General features: G+C 65.6%; 19 protein-coding genes, 1 tRNA gene and 1 pseudogene. 11 read left to right on the top strand and 10 right to left on the bottom strand.

Annotated features, from left to right (window positions below; translation table 11 throughout):
* Positions 1–37: 37 nt before the first annotated feature.
* Positions 38–919: a sterol desaturase family protein gene (locus tag QW861_RS26285; protein WP_315752487.1), complete on the top strand. Its 882-nt coding sequence runs from the start codon at positions 38–40 to the stop codon at positions 917–919.
* Positions 919–1,809 (top strand): alpha/beta hydrolase family esterase, encoded by an 891-nt coding sequence (locus tag QW861_RS26280; RefSeq protein ID WP_315717379.1) that lies wholly within the window; start codon positions 919–921, stop codon positions 1,807–1,809. Before QW861_RS26285 ends, QW861_RS26280 begins: the two co-directional genes overlap by 1 nt.
* Before the next feature lie 62 nt (positions 1,810–1,871).
* Here the strand turns inward: QW861_RS26280 and QW861_RS26275 are convergent, their stop codons facing one another.
* Entirely contained in the window at positions 1,872–2,291 is a 420-nt protein-coding gene (locus QW861_RS26275) for a DOPA 4,5-dioxygenase family protein (RefSeq protein WP_315717378.1), read from the bottom strand.
* 236 nt (positions 2,292–2,527) lie between these two features.
* On the opposite strand from QW861_RS26275, the gene QW861_RS26270 reads away from it, so the two are divergent.
* Positions 2,528–3,717 (top strand): IS3 family transposase gene (locus QW861_RS26270; protein ID WP_316193675.1). Its coding sequence is split into 2 segments (ribosomal slippage): positions 2,528–2,777 and positions 2,777–3,717, totalling 1,191 coding nucleotides; the frame shifts between segments, so codons are not numbered across the junction.
* A gap of 208 nt (positions 3,718–3,925) precedes the next feature.
* Here the strand turns inward: QW861_RS26270 and QW861_RS26265 are convergent.
* Both QW861_RS26265 and QW861_RS26260 read right to left on the bottom strand, forming a co-directional pair.
* Positions 3,926–4,002 (bottom strand) — tRNA-Arg (locus QW861_RS26265).
* Positions 4,003–4,118: 116 nt separating this feature from the next.
* Positions 4,119–4,379 (bottom strand): hypothetical protein, encoded by a 261-nt coding sequence (locus tag QW861_RS26260; RefSeq protein WP_315717684.1) that lies wholly within the window; start codon positions 4,377–4,379, stop codon positions 4,119–4,121.
* Between the two features lie 221 nt (positions 4,380–4,600).
* Here QW861_RS26260 and QW861_RS26255 point away from each other — a divergent pair, with 221 nt between their 5' ends.
* On the top strand, positions 4,601–5,044 hold the full coding sequence (locus tag QW861_RS26255) for a hypothetical protein (RefSeq protein ID WP_316165043.1): 444 nt from the start codon (positions 4,601–4,603) through the stop codon (positions 5,042–5,044).
* Between the two features lie 249 nt (positions 5,045–5,293).
* Here the strand turns inward: QW861_RS26255 and QW861_RS26250 are convergent, their stop codons facing one another.
* A complete protein-coding gene (locus tag QW861_RS26250) occupies positions 5,294–5,587 on the bottom strand; it encodes a histone (protein ID WP_315754804.1) in 294 nt (97 codons plus the stop codon).
* Positions 5,588–5,659: 72 nt separating this feature from the next.
* A complete protein-coding gene (locus tag QW861_RS26245; RefSeq protein WP_315754802.1) occupies positions 5,660–7,105 on the bottom strand; it encodes a deoxyribodipyrimidine photo-lyase in 1,446 nt (481 codons plus the stop codon).
* A 126-nt stretch (positions 7,106–7,231) separates the two neighbouring features.
* On the opposite strand from QW861_RS26245, the gene QW861_RS26240 reads away from it, so the two are divergent.
* Positions 7,232–8,935: a methyl-accepting chemotaxis protein gene (locus QW861_RS26240; RefSeq protein WP_315717688.1), complete on the top strand. Its 1,704-nt coding sequence runs from the start codon at positions 7,232–7,234 to the stop codon at positions 8,933–8,935.
* 9 nt (positions 8,936–8,944) lie between these two features.
* Here the strand turns inward: QW861_RS26240 and QW861_RS26235 are convergent.
* Together QW861_RS26235 and QW861_RS26230 are read right to left on the bottom strand one after the other, a co-directional pair.
* Positions 8,945–9,094: pseudogene (locus QW861_RS26235) on the bottom strand (C4-dicarboxylate ABC transporter permease); the annotation flags it as partial.
* Positions 9,095–9,636: 542 nt separating this feature from the next.
* Positions 9,637–10,260 carry a hypothetical protein gene (locus QW861_RS26230; RefSeq protein ID WP_316193674.1) on the bottom strand — a complete coding sequence of 208 codons (624 nt, stop codon included), beginning with the start codon at positions 10,258–10,260 and terminating at the stop codon, positions 9,637–9,639.
* On the opposite strand from QW861_RS26230, the gene QW861_RS26225 reads away from it, so the two are divergent.
* The 3 genes from QW861_RS26225 (at position 10,259) to QW861_RS26215 (ending at position 13,389) form a co-directional block, all read left to right on the top strand.
* Positions 10,259–10,765, top strand: a complete 507-nt coding sequence (locus QW861_RS26225; RefSeq protein ID WP_315754798.1) for a Spy/CpxP family protein refolding chaperone — start codon at positions 10,259–10,261, stop codon at positions 10,763–10,765. The two genes, QW861_RS26230 and QW861_RS26225, sit on opposite strands and share 2 nt — an antisense overlap.
* Positions 10,766–10,945: 180 nt before the next feature.
* Entirely contained in the window at positions 10,946–12,913 is a 1,968-nt protein-coding gene (locus QW861_RS26220) for a DEAD/DEAH box helicase (RefSeq protein WP_315754796.1), read from the top strand.
* 74 nt (positions 12,914–12,987) lie between these two features.
* A complete protein-coding gene (locus QW861_RS26215) occupies positions 12,988–13,389 on the top strand; it encodes a DUF2177 family protein (protein WP_315754795.1) in 402 nt (133 codons plus the stop codon).
* Between the two features lie 108 nt (positions 13,390–13,497).
* Here QW861_RS26215 and QW861_RS26210 read toward each other — a convergent pair whose 3' ends face one another.
* Positions 13,498–14,157, bottom strand: coding sequence for a peroxiredoxin (locus QW861_RS26210; RefSeq protein WP_315717694.1), 660 nt, complete (start codon positions 14,155–14,157; stop codon positions 13,498–13,500).
* A gap of 365 nt (positions 14,158–14,522) precedes the next feature.
* On the opposite strand from QW861_RS26210, the gene QW861_RS26205 reads away from it, so the two are divergent.
* Both QW861_RS26205 and QW861_RS26200 read left to right on the top strand, forming a co-directional pair.
* Positions 14,523–15,092: a hypothetical protein gene (locus QW861_RS26205; RefSeq protein WP_316193673.1), complete on the top strand. Its 570-nt coding sequence runs from the start codon at positions 14,523–14,525 to the stop codon at positions 15,090–15,092.
* 160 nt (positions 15,093–15,252) lie between these two features.
* Entirely contained in the window at positions 15,253–16,377 is a 1,125-nt protein-coding gene (locus QW861_RS26200) for a S1C family serine protease (RefSeq protein ID WP_315717696.1), read from the top strand.
* A 115-nt stretch (positions 16,378–16,492) separates the two neighbouring features.
* Here the strand turns inward: QW861_RS26200 and QW861_RS26195 are convergent, their stop codons facing one another.
* Together QW861_RS26195 and QW861_RS26190 are read right to left on the bottom strand one after the other, a co-directional pair.
* Positions 16,493–17,650, bottom strand: a complete 1,158-nt coding sequence (locus tag QW861_RS26195; protein WP_316193672.1) for an IS481 family transposase — start codon at positions 17,648–17,650, stop codon at positions 16,493–16,495.
* Positions 17,651–17,854: 204 nt separating this feature from the next.
* Positions 17,855–19,711 carry an alkaline phosphatase family protein gene (locus QW861_RS26190; RefSeq protein ID WP_316193671.1) on the bottom strand — a complete coding sequence of 619 codons (1,857 nt, stop codon included), beginning with the start codon at positions 19,709–19,711 and terminating at the stop codon, positions 17,855–17,857.
* Between the two features lie 204 nt (positions 19,712–19,915).
* Between QW861_RS26190 and QW861_RS26185 the strand changes: the two genes are divergently transcribed.
* Positions 19,916–20,410: a ferritin-like domain-containing protein gene (locus tag QW861_RS26185; protein ID WP_315776574.1), complete on the top strand. Its 495-nt coding sequence runs from the start codon at positions 19,916–19,918 to the stop codon at positions 20,408–20,410.
* The last annotated feature ends 94 nt before the right edge of the window (positions 20,411–20,504 follow it).

Below are 20,504 nucleotides of genomic sequence, written 5' to 3'. Positions count from 1 at the left end.
GCACGCCGTCTCCATCCGATGACGCCGGACACGCACCATGCCCATCCTCCCTTCCTTGCCCCCGTCGACGCGCATGATCGTGCTGCTGACGGCGGTCGGCTTCATGACGCTGGAATATGGGCTCGGCCGGCTCGCCGGCCGCGAGACTCACGACCTGCGCGAGACCGCAGCCTCGTTCGCCATCGCGGTCGGACAGCACCTCATCCGCGCAATGGTCGCGCTCGTCGCAGCCGTTCCCCTCATCATCGCCTATCGCCACAGGATGTTCGATTTCGATCCGAGCCGGCCGCTGGCCCTGCTCGCATTGTTTCTCGCCAGTGAGTTCGTCTATTATTGGCACCATCGCGCCTCGCATCGGGTTCGCTGGCTGTGGGCCACGCATGCCGTGCATCACTCTTCGACGCATCTGAACCTGACGGCGGCCATTCGTCTCGGCTGGACAAGCGAGATCTCCGGACATTTTCTGTTCTATCTGCCGCTGGCGCTGCTCGGCTTCCATCCGCTCGCGATCATCGCCATGCTCGGCGTCAATCTGCTCTACCAATTCTTCATCCATACCGAGCTCGCACCGCGTCTCGGTCCGCTCGAATATGTGCTGAACACGCCGCGACATCACCGCGTTCACCACGCGGCCAACGCGTCCTGTCTCGATCGCAATTATGGCGGCATGCTCATCATTTTCGACCGGCTGTTCGGTAGTTTCGCCGAGGCCCCGGCCGGCGAGACCTTGCGCTACGGCCTCGTCGGCGTTGCGCCGAGCGTCAATCCGTTGCGGATCGCATTTGGCGAATGGCTTGCGATCGCCCGCGATCTCGCGGCAGCCCGGAGCTGGGCCATGCGGCTGCGCGTGCTCACCGCCGCGCCCGGAGAGAAGCTCCACCAAGGGGAGTCCCCCGCCAGCCGAGAAGGATGCTCATGATGTCACATCGCCGATCGTTCATGGCCGCCATGGCGGCCGCTCTGCTCGTGTCGACCACGGCGCTCGCCGCCGAGCGCGGCATCATCCTCGATACAAGCGACGGTCCGCGTCATGCGCTGGTGATGACCACGGGCAGGACGCCACAGCCGACCGTGATCGTGCTCCATGGCGCGCTCGGCAGCGGCGCCGGCACCGCCCGCACGACAGGCTTTGCCGAAGCCGCGAGAGCCCATGGCTTCGCCGCGGTCTTTCCCGACGGCGTCGACCGGCAATGGAATGACGGCCGCGACGGCCGCTCCGGCGGTCCCGATGATGTCGGCTTCATCCGCAACTTGGTCCGGCAGCTCGTCGCCGACGGCACGGCCGATTCCCGGCGCATCTATCTCGCCGGCATCTCGAATGGCGGCATGATGAGCTTCACCCTGGCCTGCAAGGCGCCGGAGCTGTTTGCCGGCATCGGCACGGTGATCGCCAACATGCCTGAAGGCATCGAGCCCTGCACCGCGCGGCCGGTGCCGGTGGTGATGATCAACGGCACGGCTGATCCCATGGTGCCCTATCGCGGCGGCGAGGTCGGGCTGCGCGGCGGGCGCGGCCGGGTGTGGAGCGCTGAAAAGACGGCGGAGTTCTTTGCGCGGCGCGACGGTTGCAGCGCACGCCAGGCCGTGGCGCTGCCGCATCGGGATCTCGCCGGCGACACCTCCGTCACGCAACTCAGCTGGCGCGATTGTCAGGTGATCGGCGGCGTGTCGCTGTATCGCGTCGAAGGTGGCGGACATGCCCTGCCCGGCCGCCGCCCGCTGGCGCCGCGCCTGCTCGGCCCGAGCAATTTCGACATCGATGCCGCCGAGGTCATTCTCCGCGCGTTCGATCTCGCGCGCACGCTGTAGTCCGGCAAGTCTGAAGGCTCCGAGCGTGCCGAGACGGAGCGGTCACCAGTGGGCACGCGAGCTCAGGCGGCGATCGTCGGCGTGGTGTTCGGTTCGCGCGGCAGCTCTGCCTCGCCGTGCGAAGGAAGATTCTCACCGCGGATGCCGAGCGGCGGTCCGATCCACAACGCGTGCGCGGTGTGATCGGCCAACGGCTCCGTCGTATTCGGATGCACGAGCACGCTGAGGCGGCCATGATTGAGCATCAGCCATGGCACCAGCGCTGGAAACACGTCGACCGCGAAGGCAACTTGATACATCGGCCGCTCGTGAGGCCCGACCAGCGCGTCATGCCAACGCCCGAGCGTCACGAGGAAGCGGTCGGCCATCCACTGCCGCAGCTGTGCCGCTTCGGCTCGAGTGGCATCATCGAAATAGATGTGGGCATGAAAGCTCGCAATTGCGCTCAGGCGATGCGGCTGCGCTGCCGAGGTCGTTTCCATCCGCGCCTCTCGATCGATTCAACCGCGTTCGATCAATTCAATCACGTTGGCCGCACAGGCGAACCGATGCGGCGTGGTCATCCTAGCATCGCAGCCTGCCCTCGGTCGCGCCGCGAGTCATCGCCGGCGGACGCTGGCCTCGAGATCTCGGCGGGGCTCGAGCTTCGACCCCGGTGACCTTGCCCCTGGGGCTTAATCCAGTTTGAAGTTCGTTCTGGCCCAACGAGGACCAGAGCATGAAGCGCAGCCGCTTTACGGAAGAGCAGATCATCGGGATTTTGAAGGAGCACGAGGCTGGCGTTCCGGTCGCCGATCTCTGCCGCAAGCATGGCGTGAGCGACGCCAGCATTTACAAGTGGAAGGCCAAGTTCGGCGGAATGGACGTCTCGGAGGCCAAGCGTCTGAAGACGCTGGAGGACGAGAACACGCGGCTCAAGCGGCTGCTGGCGGACGCCATGCTGGACAATGCCGCCCTGAAGGATCTCCTGGGAAAGAAGTGGTGACGCCTGCGGCGAAGCGGAGAGCTGTCGCACATCTCGTGCGCGTTCACGGGATGAGCGAACGGCGGGCGTGTAAAGCCATCGGCTGTTGCCGCATGACGGTCAGATATCGGACGAGCCGGGCCGGTGATGCCGGGCTGCGGGAGCGCATGAGGGCGATCGCCCATGAGCGTCGCCGCTTCGGCTATCGTCGCCTGCACGTCCTGCTCAAGCGGGAGGGCTACCTGGTCAATCACAAGAAGCTGTTCCGGCTGTACCGGGAGGAACGGCTCACGGTGCGCCGCAGAGGTGGCCGCAAGCGCGCTATCGGGACGCGAGCGCCGATGACGGTGCCGCTGCTCCCGAATGATCGCTGGTCACTCGACTTTGTGTCGGATCAGATGACCGATGGCCGGCGCTTCCGCATCCTGACCGTGGTCGACGACTGCACCCGCGAGTGCCTGGCGCTGGTGGCCGACACTTCACTCTCGGGCGCCCGGGTCGCCCGGGAGCTGGACCGGCTGGTCGCCGAGCGCGGCAAGCCCAAGATGGTGGTGAGCGACAACGGCAGCGAGCTCACGAGCAATGCCATCCTGACATGGACCGATCAGAGCCGTGTCGCCTGGCACTACATCGCGCCGGGCAAACCCATGCAGAACGCCTTCATCGAGAGCTTCAACGGTCGCCTGCGGGATGAACTGCTGAACGAGACGCTGTTCACCTCGCTTGCTCAGGCCCGCGTCGCGCTCCGATGCTGGCGGACCGACTATAACGACGCTCGGCCGCACTCCCAGCTCGGATGGAAGACGCCATCCGAGTTCGCCGCCACCTGCAATCCGCGTCGGGATCTGGCGCTGCGCTATGCCGAGAGCTCCGCGCCAGCTCCCGCCGCTACGACCGCCCGGATGGGCACATCAAACCGCCCGAACGAACTCAGATCTGGATAAAACTTGGGGGCAAGGTCAGCCCAATTTAAGGGGAGATTCTAACTCAAATCGAGGGACAGCTGAAGGGGCGGTAGGGCGAATGATGGTCAGCGATGAGAGGCGATGGCAGGCGAGAGTGCACGAAGCGATAATGTGCTGACTCAACAGCGTTTATTTGCGCTGTTGATGATCGTCGGCGATGAGGGGCAATGGTCGGCGAAGACGGCCCTGGCGCGCTCGGAGAGATTCGAACTCCCGACCCTCGGAATCGAAATCCGATGCTCTATCCAGCTGAGCTACGAGCGCGCGATGCGGGCCAAATCTCCCGCGTCACCGGGATACCAGACTTGGATGGCCAAGGCCAGCCTCCGCAGGACATGAACGGTCGTTCGCCGAAGCTGGCGGGGCGTCCATGGATGGCGTCAGAAGCAGGGATGCCGGCGTCGGTCCTGGCCGATATAGGCCGCCGAGCTCTGGTAGCAGTGGTTGGTGGAAGGACCGTCATAGAACGCAAAGCTACCGGGCAGCGGGCCGGGGCCATAATTGTGCAGGAAGCTGATGGCGTAGGGCAGCCCGTAGTGGTGGCGATGATGCCGATGATGGCTGCGCGCCTCGGACGTGGCCGGCACCAGGGCGGCAATTGACACGATCAAGGCGGCGGCGAGGGATGCGAGCTTGCTCATGACTTTTCTTCTCCGGAAAACGACGTCAAGGCCGGCCGTCTGGCTGATAGCCTAACGCGGAAGTGGCGGAAAGGGTGCGCAAAAGGCGATAACCCGTCAAAATTTTGGCCTTTTCCGCGTGCTTAAGAAGATCATGACAAGGTCCGGCAAGTGCCGTCGTGCATTGGGCCCGAGGCGTTGTCGCGACAGCGCCAGAAAAGACCGGGTTTGCCGTCCGATCCATGAATCGCCTGATCCCAAGCGTCGTGCTCCTGCTGGTCGCCGCTAGCCCGGCGCGTGCGGATTTGCACATTACGCGTGACCATGGTGGCTACATCGAAGAGTACAAGGCCAAGTACAGGCACGTCAGGGAAACGCGTCAGCGCGTCATCATCGACGGCATCTGCAATTCCGCCTGCACGCTCGTCTTCGGCTTCGTGCCGCTCAACAGGATCTGCGTCACGCCGAGGGCCAGCCTCGGCTTCCACCAGGCCTATTACGACAAGGCATTCACGTTCGGCATCAAGGTCACCAGCGTGGAGGGGACGTCCGAGCTGATGTCCTATTACCCCGATTCGGTGAAGGACTGGATCCGGCGCAACGGCGGGCTCACCACCGAGATGAAGCGGATCAAGAACGGCATCGAGCTCTGGAAGATCGTCGACCCCTGTCCCGACGTCTGGTGACGGCACCGCCCGCACTGAATCTCTGTCCCAGCAGACCTCTGCCGGCAATCCGATCGCAAGCCAGTCCGGCGTCCGCGCGGCATCACCGGTCGCTGCGTAGCGCCGCGGATGCCAGGTCCCGGCTCCCAACCGCACGGCGACAAACGAAACAATCCAGCGCCAGATCGTCCCCACTACCGGGCACTGGATTGTTTCGCCAAGACCATCAGCGAAGGTGACGAGTCGCCTTCGGTCCCGAGCCAGGCAGAATCAGCGCTTGGCCTTCTTCGTCTTCTTGGCCGCTTTCTTGGTGGCCTTCTTGGCCGTCTTCTTCGCAGCTTTCTTGGCCGCCTTCTTCACGGTCTTCTTGGCGGACTTCTTGGTCGCGACCTTCTTGGCCTTGGCGGCGGCCCGCTTGGGTGCAGCCTTCTTGGAGGTCTTCTTCGCGGTCTTCTTGGCCGCTCGTCGGGCCTTAGGCGCCGTCGTGATCACCGGATCCTTCGGCGCCTCGGAGGGCATGCTGGTCTCGGTCACGGTCGGATCAGAGAGTGGAGTGTCGTCCATATCGGGTCCCCCGATTTGTTGGAAACCCTGCGACGATAGCTGGATTCTCTGTGCTGTCAAAGCGCACCCCAACTAATCACTTGTGCGCAAGCTCGCGTAGGCTGCCAGCGCGCGCTCCCGCCCGGGCTTGTGATCCACGATCGGCGCCGGGTAGGTGCGGCCGAGTTCAACCCCGGCCTCGGCGAGCTCGAGCGGCTTCGCCGCCCAGGGCTGGTGGATCAGCGTGGCCGGCAGGCGCGCCAGCTCCGGCACCCAGCGGCGGACATAGGTCCCGCGAGAATCGAATTTTTCGCCCTGCAGCACGGGATTGAAGACGCGGAAGTAGGGCGCGGCGTCGGCGCCCGATCCCGCAACCCATTGCCAACTTGCCGGATTGCTGCCCGGGTCGGCGTCGACCAGCGTGTCCCAGAACCACTGTTCGCCGAGCCGCCAGTCGATCAGAAGGTGCTTCACGAGCAGCGAGGCGACCACCATACGGACGCGGTTGTGCATGCTCCCGGTATGCCAGAGCTCGCGCATCCCGGCATCAACGATCGGATAACCGGTTCGCCCGCGCTGCCAGGCCTGCAGCGCTGAATGATCCTGGGCCCAGGGAAAGGCATCGAAGGCCGGCTGCAGATTGCGGGTCGCGAGGTCGGGATTGTTGTAGAGCAGGTGGCGGCTGAACTCGCGCCAGCCGAGCTCACTCAGGAACTTGTCGATGCCGGCGGCGGAAGCTGGACGCTCGGCGGCGGCAAATCGCGCCGCATGCCAGACTTGGCGCGGGCTGATCTCGCCGAAGCGCAGATGCGGCGACAGCCGGGAGGTCGCCTCGATGTCGGGCCGGTCGCGATCGGCGGCATAGGTCTGCACGGCCGTTTCGAGAAAGCTGGCGAGGCGCGCCTGTGCCGCGCGCTCGCCGACTTGCCATGACGCTCGCAGGCCGCCGGCCCAGTCGGGCTTGCGCGGCTCGAGCGCGAGCTCACCGATCGGCAAGCTTGCGCCGCCGGGGGCGTGCGACAGCCGGGCCGGCCGCGGCAGCGGCTTCGGCGGATCACCCAGAGCGAGCACACGCTTCCAGAACGGTGTGAACACGCGCGGGCCGCGCCCATCCTTGCCGCGCAACTCGGCCGGATCGACCAGAAGGTCATCGGGAAACACGCGTGAAGAGACGCCGATCTCGGCGAGTGCTGCTTCGACGCCGGCAGCCACGGCGCGGGGGCCGGCCTGCGCGACATCGTTCCAATACACCGCGCTGGCCCTGGTTTGGCGCGCCAGCTCGCCGAGCACCTTGGCCGCGGAGCCGCGCCGGATCACGAGCTCGGCGCCGAGCGCATGTAGTTCGGCCTCGAGTGCACGCAACGATTGCGCGAGCCACCAGCGCGCCGCGCCGCCGAGCGGACGCAACCCAGGGCTTTCCTGATCGTGGACGTAACTACAAACGATCCGAGTGCCCGACTTCGCTGCTTCATGCAACGCGGGGTGGTCAGACAGCCGCAGGCTCTCGCGAAACCATACGATGATGGGGGAGGAGGACATGATCGGGGTATCTTATTGCCGTTTTTATCGAGAGTTCCGGTATTCTACGCTCCGGAAAATAACCGCTTTGAAACCAACTACGGGCAGTTTGAGATTCAGTTGCAGTTCCCCTGGAAGGTTTATCTCGTGTCCGTCAAATTGAAGCTCGGCACCAAGGCGCTGATCGGCGCCGTTGTCGTGATCGCTCTGAACACAGCTCTCGTGGTCGGCGCGGCGTACTGGTCGCTGTCCTCCGATTTCACGGATCGTGCCAAACGCGACATCGAAGGCAATCTGCGCACCTTCGCGCTGACGTTCACCGAAACGTTCGGCGACGCGAAAGTCAGCGTGCAGAACGGCGTCGTTACGCGCATCGAGATTCCGGCGATTCCCGAGATCAAGGATCACGCGATCGTCGATCGCGCGGTGTCCTATGTCGGCGGCAGCGCCACGCTGTTCGTGGTTGATGACAGCGGCCAGTTCGTCCGCCGTTCGACCAATGTGAAGAAGGAGAATGGCGACCGCGCCGTGGGCACCCAGCTTGCCGCGGATCATCCGGCGCAGGCGCTGCTGCGCCGCGGCGAGGCCTACAAGGGCCCCGCGACGCTGTTCGGCAAGTCGTTCATGACCGCTTATTTTCCTGTCACCAATCCGGCTGGAAAGGTGATCGGCATTCTCTATGTCGGCGTGCCCATGGCCGAGCTCGACGCCATGCTGTCGCAGGCGATGCGGACCATGGTCGTCGCGGCTGCGATCGCCGCGCTGCTGGTGCTCGGCTTGACCATGCTGGCGGTACGCCGCGTCACCAAGCCTCTCGCCGCGGTGACCGATGCGCTCACCGCCATCGCCGAGGGCCGCGAGGACGTTGCGATCAAGTCCGATGACCGCAGCGACGAGATCGGTGAGATCGCCCGCAGCCTGGTCGTGTTCCGCAGTGCCGCGAGCGAGCGGCGCCGGATGCGCGAGGAGCAGACGGCTGCGGCCGCCGCGGCCGTCGAGCAGCGCAAGGCCGAGCTGCAGCGTTTCGTCGATTCGTTCCAGGCCAGCATCGGCGGCATCATCGAGAACGTCTTGACCTCGTCGGGCGAGTTCGAGCGCGAGGCGCGCCAGCTCACCCAGACGGCGCGCACCACCGCCGACCTGTCCGGCCACTCGGCCGGCGCGTCGGAAACCGCATCCGAGCACGTCCGCACTGCGGCTGCTGCATCGGACGAGCTGTCCGGCTCGATCGCCGAGATCATCCGTCGCGTGCAGGAGTCCAACGCCATCGCCGCCGAGGCGGTCAACCAGGCGACCGCGACCGACCAGCGCATCAAGGAGCTGTCCGACGCCGGCAACCGCATCGGCGACGTCGTCAAGCTGATCACCTCGATCGCCGAGCAGACCAACCTGCTGGCGCTCAACGCCACCATCGAGGCCGCCCGTGCCGGTGATGCCGGCCGCGGCTTCGCGGTGGTCGCTCAGGAGGTCAAGACCCTGGCCGGCCAGACTGCCAAGGCGACGGAGGAGATCTCCAGCCAGATCGCCAACATGCAGACCGTGACCCAGGAATCGGTCGACGCCATCAAGGCGATCGGCTCGACCATCGAGCGCATCAACGGGATCGCCGCCTCGATCTCCGCCGCCGTCGAACAGCAGCGCGCCGCTACGCAGAACATCACCCAGAGCGTCCGCTCGGCCGCAACCGGCACCGCAGAGGTCGTCGAGAACATCCGCAGCGCGGCGCGCGGGGCAGGCGAGACCGGCGAAAGCTCCAACCGGATGTTCGCCTCGGCCCAGGCGCTGTCCGGCGAGAGCCTGCGGCTGAAGGCCGAGGTGCAGAAGTTCCTCGACGGCATGCGCGCGGCCTGACACGGCTGCTCACCCGTAGAGCAATCGTGGCAGGATGGTCACGATGCCCGGAAACAGCGTGAGCAGAAGCACGAAGCCGATCATGATGACGAGGTAGGGGGCGGTCCCGCGCGCGATGTAGCCGAGACCGTCCTCCGTCAGGCCCAGGATCACGAACAGTGCCCGGGACGACAACAGAGATCTGCGCAAGCGTCTCAAGACATGACCTCGCATTCCCGCGGCATGAGCAGCCCGAGTTCTGCGGCCTGTTTACCCTCCGCAAAACGAGAGGGCGCAGGGAATGCCGGGTGAAGGCCTCACCCATGGCCCGCCTGCGAAAAAAATGCAGGCGGCAGGTACCACAGGCAAAGCCGATCAACCGGCATTCCCTGCGCGATGTCTTCACGCTTATACGCAGTCTCCCTGGTGCGCCGAGCGTGTTGGCCACCATGATCCGCGCGGCGCGTTAGCGCCGTCGCGAACGTGACACCAGCTTCGGGGTGTCAGGACGCTGCGACTTCACGTCCGCGATCATGCCGGTCGTCTGCGCGAAACGCGCGTCCGGCATGGTTCGCGGCCACCGCATCCCGCACCGACGTTCGTGACGACGCGTACGTCCCTCTGCATGGGGCAGGACGACGCGGATCATACACGATTTACGAGAAAACGAAAGAGAAGAATTCGGCCTTTTCGAAATTGGCCGGGCGACCTCCCGGCGACGGTCAGGCGTGATTGCTGTCTCCGCGGCCAGGCTCGATCTTCTGATCCGGTCTCTGCAGGGCCGCATACACGGCGCCCAGCACGACGCTATACGCCTCGACCATCGCCAGCGAAAACAGCGCCGGGCCGGCGCCCAGGCCGAGCGACGTTGCGAACGGTCCAAGGCCGATGGCGGGAAACAACCCGATTCCGAGCAGCAGCCAGCCGGCAAGCCCGAGCAGGAAGCCTTTGGCGACACCGCTGCCGCCGGGCAGGCGGTGGAAGAAGCGCCCGAACAGCAGGCCGATCAGGAAGGCTCCGTTGAGCTGCGAGAGCAACCACAGCGGCGCCCCATCATGCATCGCTCGGGCGAACAGGGGCGAGAGCGTGTCGAGAAGCGCCGTGGCGGGATCGAACTGCGGCAACAGGTGAAGCCCGCTCTTGAGCTCCATCAGGCCGATATGCGCCAGCGTCCCGCAGCCCGATGCGACCGTCGATGTCCATATCCAGCGATAGCTGCGTATCGTTGTCATCTCCTCAGTTCGCCATGGCTCTGCAGTGATCCGTTGATCTCGCTCAAGCACGAAAGCTCGCCGCGCGCTTAGTTTGCGCAAACTCATCGGTGCCACGTCAAGGAGTTCTGCCATGCGATTAGATCCACGCGCGCTGGTCTTCGCGGCCGCAATCGTGACCGTCACCGCCGCACCGGCCTTTGCCCAGCCGGGCGCGGGCGGACCAGGGTGGGGCCCGGGCATGATGATGGGGCCGGGGATGATGGGCGGTCGGGGCTTCGGCTTCCTGTGCAATCCCCGCATGGCCGGATTTGCCGAATGGCGGATGTCGCAGATCGAGGCCGCCATCAAGCCGAACGACACGCAGCGGGCGCGGCTCGATGATCTCAAGGCGGCATCGGCCAAGGCCGCGGAGCTGATCACGAAGGACTGCCCGGCGACGCCGCCGGTCAAGGCGACCGACCGCCTCGCACTGGCGGAACAGCGCCTCGACACGATGCAGCAGGCGATCAAGATCGTCCGCCCGGCGTTTCAGGCGCTGTACGACTCGCTCGATGACAAGCAGAAGGCGGCCATGGACGCCAGCGGTCCGCGCAACTGGGGCTGGCATCACTGGCATTGGCCGTGGAGCGACGAGTAGCCGAGACCTGGCGCGGCAGTGGCCGCGCGTCTCGCCGTCCCGGCCGCGCGGCCGTCGACCATCGGTGTCGTCCGGGCGGGCTGGGCGCACTGAGCAGGACGGCATTTGACCGTTCACGGCCCTCGTGTTCCGGCGCGGCATGGCGTAAAGCAGCCGGATCGAAACGAGGTTTCCCGTCACTTGTCCTTTCCCACGACGAATCCGCCGCTCGCCCGCGCCCTGGCCGAGCGCAATTATGAGACTCCGACGCCCGTACAGCTCGCCGTGCTTGCACATGACGCCGTCGACCGTGACCTGTTGGTTTCGGCGCAGACCGGCTCGGGCAAGACCGTGGCCTATGGGCTGGCGCTTGCGAAGAACCTGCTCGGCGAGACCGAGCGGTTTGCGCGGGCGACCGCGCCGCTGGCGCTGATCGTGGCGCCGACGCGCGAGCTTGCCTTGCAGGTGCAGCGCGAGCTCGCATGGCTCTATCAGCACGCCGGCGCGCGCGTCGTCTCCTGCGTCGGCGGAATGGATCCGCGCCGCGAGCAGCGCGAGCTCGAGGCGGGCGCCCATATCGTGGTCGGCACGCCCGGGCGGCTGTGCGACCATCTGCGGCGCGGGCGTCTCGACATCTCGGAATTGAAGGCCGTGGTGCTCGACGAGGCCGACGAGATGCTCAATCTCGGCTTTCGCGAGGACCTCGAGTTCATCCTCGAGACCACGCCGGAAACGCGCCGGACCCTGCTGTTCTCGGCGACCTTCCCGCGCGGCATCGTGGCGCTGGCCAAGCAGTATCAGGACGACGCGTTCCGGATCGAGGTCGAGGGCGACGAAGGCGGGCATGCCGACATCGAGTACCGCGCCATCCGCATCGCCGCCGACGATGTCGAGCACGCGGTCGTCAACGTGCTGCGCTTCTACGAGTCGCCGAGCGCGATCGTATTCTGCAACACCCGCGAGAAGGTGCGCCATCTGCAGGCGGCGTTGCTGGAACGCGGCTTTTCCGTCGTCGCGCTGTCGGGTGAGCTGACCCAGAACGAGCGGACCACGGCGCTGCAGTCGCTGCGCGACGGGCGCGCGCGGGTGTGCGTGGCAACCGACGTCGCAGCACGCGGCATCGATCTCGCCAAGCTCGACCTCGTGGTCCACGCCGAGCTGCCGAACGATCCCGAGGTGATGCAGCATCGCTCCGGCCGCACCGGCCGCGCCGGCCGCAAGGGCGTGAGCGTGCTGCTGGTGCCGCCGGCGCGGCGGCGGCGGGCGGAAACGCTGCTGAACCTCGCCGGCATCGAGGCCGCGTGGGGCGCGGCGCCGCAAGCTGATGAGATCCGCAAGCTCGATCAGGAGCGCATGCTCCACGACCAGGTGTTCACCGAGGAGACGACGGCGGAGGATCTGGCGCTCGCGCAGGCGCTGCTGGCGGAGCGGTCGGCCGAGGACATCGCCGCCGCATTGGCGCGGCTCTATCGCGCGCGGCTGCCGTCACCCGAGGACATTCTCGATCCGGGCCAGGATCGCGGCCGTGCGCGGGAGGATCGCGGTCGCGACACCGCCAGGCCGCTGCGCGGCGAGGAGCGGCCGCCGGCGCCCCGAACGAAGACAGGAAAGCCGTCGGCGCGCCACGGCATGGGCGAGCCGAGCGTCTGGTTCCGGGCGGCGATCGGGCGCAGGAAGAATGCGGAAGCGCGCTGGCTGCTGCCGATGATCTGCCGCCGCGGCGGCATCGACAAGCACGACATCGGCGCCATCAAGATCCAGGACACGACGACCGAGTTCGAGATCGCCGCGCGCGTCGCCGACGCTTTCACTGCGAACATCCGCCGTCCCGACAAGGAGGACAATATCCGGATCGAGCCGCTGGCGGGCGCGCCCTCGGGGCAGGCGTCGCCGGACAAGCCGCGCGCCGACAAGCGGCCGCCGCGCCGCGAGGCGGACGAGACGGCCTACCATCCGCTGCAGCACGATGAGCCGCGCGGGGGCAGGGACGCCAAGCCGCGCGGCAAGCCGCATCGCGAGGGGCCGGCGAAACCCGGCCAACAGCCGGCGTTCGCGAACAAAAAGCAGCATCGCGACAAGTCCAGCCACGGCGGACAGACGTATTCAGACAGACCCTCGCGGGCCAAGGCGCCGGGTGGAAAGAAGGCCAAGGCCAAGCGCCGCGGCTGATCGGCCCGGCCCGGGCGGGGGGGCTGCCGTCGCTCCGCGTTATCGGCAGGTGAGCCACCAGGGAGGAGCCGCGCATGAGCCGGTACGCCGTTCTGTATTTCGCGACACTGGCCGTGCTGCTCGGCTTCGACATCCCGTTCCTGAGCGTCGTCGCCAGGGGCTTCTTCCAGTCGCAGGTCGGCGAGATGCTGGGCGAGATCCGCCCCGTGCCGGCGGTGCTGTTCTATCTGCTCTATGTCGTGGGCGTGCTGATCTTCGTCAGCGGGACGGCCGACGCGACATGGCGCTCGACCTTGCTCTACGGCGCGCTGTTCGGGCTGTTCTGCTACGCGACCTTCGAGCTGACGTCGCTGGCGATGCTCAGGCAATGGACCTGGGCGGTCGTGGCGGTCGACATCAGCTGGGGCGTGTTCGTCACTGCGGTGTCGGCGACGCTCGGCCTGCTGATCGCGGACTGGGCGACGCCACGGGGCTGAAGTGGCGTTGGCCCGAAGCGCTCAGAGTTCGAGCCCAGTCTATCGAGATCCCGGGTCCGCCTCTGCGAGGCGTCCCGGGATGACGTCGTTAAACGTCGTTTGCCGCCGTCACTTCGGCTGCGGCACCACGCGCAGATACGGCTTCGGCGCCTTCCAGCCATTCGGATAGATCGTCTTGGCCTCGTCGTCGGACACCGAGCCGGCGATGATGACGTCCTCACCCTGCTTCCAGTCGGCGGGGGTGGCGACGCGATGCTTGGAGGTGAGCTGCAGCGAGTCGATGACGCGGAGAATTTCCTGGAAGTTGCGCCCGGTCGTCATCGGGTAGACCAGGATCAGCTTGATCTTCTTGTCGGGCCCGATGATGAAGACGTTGCGGACGGTCTGGTTGTCGGCCGCGCTGCGCTTGGACGGATCCCCGGAGATCGCCGCCGGCAGCATGTCGTAGAGCTTGGAGACGTTGTAGTCGGTGTCGCCGATCATCGGGTAGTTCGGCGCGGCACCCTGCGTCTCGCGAATGTCCTCGGACCACTTGGCGTGGTTCTCCACCGGGTCGACCGACAGGCCCATCAGCTTGACGCCGCGCTTGTCGAACTCCGGTTTCAGCCGCGCCAGCGCGCCGAGCTCGGTGGTGCAGACCGGGGTGAAATCCTTCGGATGCGAGAACAAGAGGGCCCAGCTGTCGCCGATCCAGTCGTGGAATTTGATCTTGCCTTCGGTGGTTTGCGCCTCGAAGTCCGGGGCAGTGGAGCCGATCTGGAGAGCCATGGCAGTCCTCAATTCATTGCAGTGGCGGAAATAAATTCTTCTAAACACTATAGGAAATACTGCTCCTCAAGGGAACTGTCTCACGAGAAAGAGAAAAAGATTTCTCTGGAACTCACGGAGCCAACAACTTCTTTTGAGTTCCCGGGCTGCGACGAAACATCCGTGAGACGACCGGTTGCCCAGATTTCGCCATCTGGCGGTCGCAACACGCCGCCCCCTGACGCCCCTCGGCATTGAACCGTGATCGAGGTCACTGCGGCAAATCGGCAACCGATACAAAAACCCACAGCAGCGTTTCGAACCGTTAACCACTCGTTCAGACGCGCGCCGACAAGGTGGGTCAACACAGCAACTGAGAAGAGAACATGGCTACCTCTGCACCAAAAACCATCGGCATCGATGGTCTCGAACCGTCCTCCTGTGAGACCGCTGCTTTCGCGCTCGGCATCGTGCGCGACGGCGTGATCACCGGTGAGGGTCCGACCACCGCGGGACGCGTGCATTTCTCCCGGGTGCTCGATGCCGATGACGCGGCCTGGTGCGTGCGCATCCTCACCGCCGCTGCGGTGAACGATGCCCCGGTGAGCCGTGCCGAAGCCGAGGCCCTGTTCGCGATCGACCAGGCCGCGACCGAACGCAACGATAACGGCCGGTTCGAGGACCTGCTCGCCAAGGCGATTGCGCATCACACCGCCTCCGCATCCGGCCTGCCGGTGCCGCCGCGCAGCGTCGCGCTGGCCGCCGAGACCGACATCGCGAGCTGGGCGCCGGCCAATGCGCGCGGCGTCCGCACCGACGTGCTGGAATGGGTCGCCAAGCAGATGCGCGGCAAGCGCCAGGGCAACCGCGTCCTGAGAGCCATGGTCGCGACGCTCGTCGGCGTCACCGTGCTGCCGCTGGCGCAACTGCCGTCGATGATCGACATCGGGATGTAAGCGCAGCACGCCTCATCCACGAGACCGAGTTCGAGGAGCGCGATGACATCATCGCGCTCTTTTCGTTTTGACCGGCGGCGGTCGCATCACGGCTCTTGATGGCGCCGCCCGGCCGGTGAATCAATCGGCGGTGATGCGACCGAACACGGAGATGTCGAAGATGAGCCGATGGAGTTTCGCCGCGCGTCTGTTCGCGGTGGCGGCGACGGCGCTGCTGCTCATGATGGCCTGGCAGACCTTTCCGCTGATCCAGGCCGAGCTGCTCGGCCTCCGCGCCAAGCCGCGCGAGATCACGCCGCGCGGCGATCTCGCCGCCGACGAGAAGAGTACGATCGCACTGTTCGAGAGCCGCAGCGGCTCGGTCGTGTTCATCACGACCGTTCAACAATCGGTCAACCCGTGGACCGGCAACGCGCAGCAGGAGCGCTCCGGCACCGGCTCGGGTTTCGTGTGGGACGACCTCGGTCACGTCGTCACCAACTATCACGTCATCGAGGGCGCCACCGAGGCGCTGGTCAGCCTGACCGATGGACGCTCGTTCCGCGCAGCGCTGGTCGGCGCCAGTCCGGAGAACGATCTGGCGGTGCTGGTGATCGGCGTCGGCGTCGACCGGCCTAAGCCGCTGCCGATCGGCACCAGCGCCGACCTCAAGGTCGGGCAGAAGGTGTTCGCGATCGGCAATCCCTTCGGACTCAGCAGCACGCTGACCACAGGCATCGTCTCGGCGCTCAATCGCAACCTGCAGGTCACACAGGACCGGGTCTTGAATGGACTGATCCAGACCGATGCCGCGATCAATCCCGGCAATTCCGGCGGGCCGCTGCTCGACAGCGCGGGGCGGCTGATCGGCGTCAACACCGCGATCTACAGCCCCTCGGGCGCCTCCGCCGGCATCGGCTTCGCGGTGCCCGTCGACAAGGTCAACCGCATCGTGCCGCGCCTGATCGCCAGCGGCCGCTACGTCACGCCGAGCCTGGGCATCCGCACCGATCCGAAGGCCAACGAGGCGCTGTCTACGCGTCTCGGCCTGTCCGGCGTGTTCGTGCTCGACGTCGAACAGGATTCCGCGGCCGACAAGGCCGGGCTGGTCCCGGCGCGGCTGACCCGCGACGGCGGCTTTGCGCTCGGCGACGTCGTGCTGGCGATCGATGGGCAGGCGGTGGAGTCGCCTGAGGACATGACGCGCGCGCTGGAGAACAAGAACCCAGGCGATCGGGTGGTGCTGCGCGTGCTCCGCGGCGGCAAGACGATCGAGGTCAAGGTGACGCTCGATGTCGCGCGATGAGGTGGTCGTGAAGCAGCGGGATGTTTCCACGCGTCATTGCGAGCGCAGCGAAGCAATCCAGAGTGGTGGGCGGGACTCTGGATTGCTTCGCTGCTGTTCAGCCCGGAGACATAGATTACACCTGTTCGGGGACATAGTTGACAGTTTTGGGGTCGCGCAGATCAATCGCTGCGATCTGATGTGCGGCAAAGAAAATTCCGAACTTTCCGTCGGCACTGAGTGGCCGGATAGCCAGCCGCTCACCTCGGAAGGCTTGCGGGACTTTCCAGAGCCGCCCCTCGAAACTGACGTAGGCCTTCGTGCTCGACACGGAACGGATGCTCTCACCCTCGTCGTATTCGACGATCGGAAGCCGGTCGGGCATCGCACATTGGCTCGGTTGATAGCGGCTTGCCGGCACGTCGAAGTTCAAGGCCTCGTGCGGCCGGTCGAGATTGTAGACAGAGCGCCATCCGTCGAGTGCCCGCTGGACATCGGGAAGATCACGGTAGCGCCTGAAGGCAAACACCTCGGCCTTCAGACTACGGTGGAAGCGTTCGTTCTTGCCGCGGCTCTGAGGATGGTAGGGCCGGCTGTGGATCGTTCGAACGCCGAGCTTCAGAAGCCAGACCGTCAACGCGGTCCAGGGGTCTTCGAGGGTAAATCCCCAGGGGCCACCATTGTCGACGAACATCGCATCCGGCAGTCCATAACGGCGGAACGTCGTCTCCAAATGTCCTTTGACCGTAGAGCCGCGCTCGTTGTCACAAGCCGCCAGGCACAACGAGAAGCGGGAGTGATCGTCCAACGCTGTCAGCGGATGACAGGACACACCGTTCTCCAGCGCACTGTGCCCCTTGAAGTCCATCTGCCACAGCTGATTGGGCGCATCCTTCTCGAACCGCGTGTAGGGCTGTCCGGGCGCGCCTGCAGGCTCGACCACTCGATCGTAGCGGCGCAGGATGGTGTGCACGGTGGATATCGCCGGGACAGCTTGACCATCACGCTCAAGACACCGTGCGAGCTTGCGCGCGCCCCAGGCCGGGTGAGCATCGCGCAATGCGACAATCTGCTGCTCGGTCGCAGCCGCGGTGCGCTCCGGACTTCGATGAGGCCGCCGCGACCGATCCGCCAGCGCCGTGTCCCCAGCGTCATGCCGCTGGATCCATTTGTAGCCCGTCTGAGGGCTGATGCCGAACCGCCGACACAGCTCCCGCCGGTTCGCCCCTTCCTGCTTGGCAAGCATCACAAACTCTCGTCGCTGGTCCATGACAGACACCTCTCGCCACGGCATCGCTCGCCCCTCTGCTTGACGAATCGAGCCGATTTTGAAGTGTCAACCATCTCCCCGAACACCCGTCAGCTATGTCCCCGGGCTGAACACTGCGCTCGCAATGACGTGGAGAAAGTAGTGGCTCGCAAGGCGAAACAGTATGCGGGACGACGTCCCCGGGTTTGCTTCCGCTCGCCCGGGGAGGAATGTATTCGCGTTGTCTGACTACCTCATCACCGCCTTCTGCTTCGGCGCTTCCTTGTCCAGGCCCACGGTGCGGCCGGGGAAGCCGGCGACGTCGAAATAGCGCTGGGTGCCGACGCGCTGCAGCTTCAGCACGGTGCGCAGGCCGCCGGCGGCCGGGTCCGACTTGATGACGTCCGACGTCGCCTTGGGCGTTGTGCCGTTCGGCATCGCCTCGGTCATGATGCGGCCGATCAGCTTGCCCTTCGGCGCGACCTTGAGGTCGAGCAGCCTGGCCGCGGTGATGCCGACATCGGCATTGCTGACGGGCAGGGGATCGACGAAGCCGGCCTTGAAGTCGGGTCCGATGGCCGCCATGAAGTTGTAGGTGTCGCCGCGGCCGAACGAGCCATGCATGCCCTGGCCCTGGCGCAGCACGGTGTCGGCGACCTCGACCTGGCAGTTGGACGGCTGGTCGCAGTCCGGCGCGACGTAGGAGCGGAAATTGACCACGATCGCCGGGTGCGGCGTCACCGCCTTGCCCTGCAGGTTGATCCGCGACAGCGGCAGCGTGCCGGGAATCTCGCCGAGCTTGTCGTCGACGAAGATGCCGGAGACGTAGTCCTGCGCCAGCAGCGCCTTGACGGTGCGGCGGGCGAGCTTCCTGTCGTTGTTGGGCAGATAGATCAGGTCGGAGCCGCCATTGGTGGCGACGACGAGGTCTGGCTTGGCAGGATCCTTGCCGAGCACGCCGTTGCCGGCCTTCGGGTGCTTGCCGTCGGGCACCGCCGCGTTCTTGTCGTTGGGATCGAACAGCGGCAGGTCGAGCGCCTTGGCGAGGTCGATCGCCAGGAAGCCCATCGGCAGGAAATCCTTCGGCGTGTCGTCGTAGCTGACCTTGGCCGATGGCGAGGTCTTGCTCTCCTTGGAGATGGTCGAGAAGCCGTGGTCGGCCTGGACCATGATGTTGGTCGAGGCGGCGAGCCCGAGATCGTCGAGCGCCTTGCGCAGCGCCGCCAGATTGTCGTCGGCATTCCTGATGCCGGCCATCGAGGTCGGGCCATTGATGCCCGGCGTGATGGTGTTGAGGCTGTCGCCGTGATTGTGCTGGCTGCCGTCCGGGTCGCGCGACCAGAACACCAGAACGAACGGCTTGTTGCGGGCCTTGAACATCGGCAGTACCGCCTTGGTGGCGACGTCGACCATGTAGGCCTGCTGCGCGACGTTGGCCGAGGTCGTGCCCGGCGTCTTGGCGTCGCCCGCCTTTCCGTTGTCGCCGCGCGACGGCGTCGCCAGCGGCAGGCCGGCCTTGGTCATGGCGTCCTTGACCTCGTCGGTCACCGGCACGCCATTCTTGTTGCCGGTGGAGTCGTCGATCACGATCGAGGAGGTCGCGCCGGGCTTGCAAGGGCAGCCGGTGTGGTCGAACAGATAGGTCGGGCCGAGCTTGCCGATCGCGGCGGTCGAATAACCGGCCTTGCGGGCAAGCTTCAGGATCGTGTCCTCGTTGAGGTAGTCGCCGTTGAAATGCTCGTCGATGTCGCCGAGCACGGCGTCGTTCTCGATGAAGGGCACGACGGTATCGCCGGCCGGCGCCGAGGTGTAGCCCGTGAAGATCGTGTTCGAGAATGTGCCGGTGTCGCCGAGATAGTGGCCGGTCGCCATGGCCGAGCCGTTGGCCATCGTGAAGGTCGGAAACAGCGAGTGCGAATTCTTGAAGTTGACGCCCTTGTCGCGGACGGCGGCCATGGCCGGGGCGGTCTCCGGCGTCACCTTGAGCGCACGCAGGCCGTCGGGAATGAACAGGATGAGATTATGGGGGGTGGCATTCTGCGCAAATGCGGCTCCGGACGACAGCAAGGTCAGTCCGGCGCACAGCAGCACGAGCGGGCGGCGCATTGAAAACTCCTGAAGGCAATCGGCGGAATCGCGGCGTCTCGCCGCAGGGAAGAGCTTTAGTTTTGCCGGGTGACAGTTTTGTTACAAGAGGCTCGGAGGCCGCCGACAGCGCTCCGGGCAGGATTTTCTTGCGGCGGGCTCGTCGGTGGCAGGAACTAGGGTATGGCTTTCTGGTTGTCGGCTCACAATCAACAGGAGCACACCATGCCTGCCGACAAAGACCTCAACGAGCTCTTCCTCGATACCCTCAAGGACATCTACTACGCCGAGAAGCAGATCCTGAAGACGCTGCCGAAAATGGCCAAGGCGGCGCAGTCGGAGAAGCTGGCGGCGGCGTTCGAGAAGCACCAGGAGGAGACCGAAGGCCAGATCGAGCGGCTCGAGCAGATTTTCGAGCTGATCGGCAAGCCCGCCCGCGGCAAGAAGTGCGATGCGATCGAGGGCATCATCGACGAGGGCAAGGAGATCATGGACGAGTACAAGGGGACCCAGGCGCTCGACGCCGGCCTTCTTGCTGCAGCGCAGGCGGTCGAGCACTACGAGATGTCGCGCTATGGCACCCTGAAGGCCTGGGCCCTCAAGCTCAACCTGCCGAAAGCCGCCAAGCTGCTCGACCAGACGCTGAATGAAGAGCGGAAGACCGACGAGACGCTGACCAAGATCGCTGAGACCGCGGTCAACTACGAAGCTGCGGCCTGATCGTCAGGTCGATCGTGACCCCAACGCCGCCGCCAGCGTGCCACCAGCGCCGGCGGCGTCGTCACGAGTCGCACCGTTGGTGGCTGGTTGGAGC

This window comes from Bradyrhizobium sp. SZCCHNRI1029, from assembly GCF_032487555.1.
Lineage (GTDB): Bacteria > Pseudomonadota > Alphaproteobacteria > Rhizobiales > Xanthobacteraceae > Bradyrhizobium.
The sequence above is the reverse complement of the archived record's forward strand: the minus strand, read 5'-3'. Positions and strand labels throughout refer to the sequence as shown.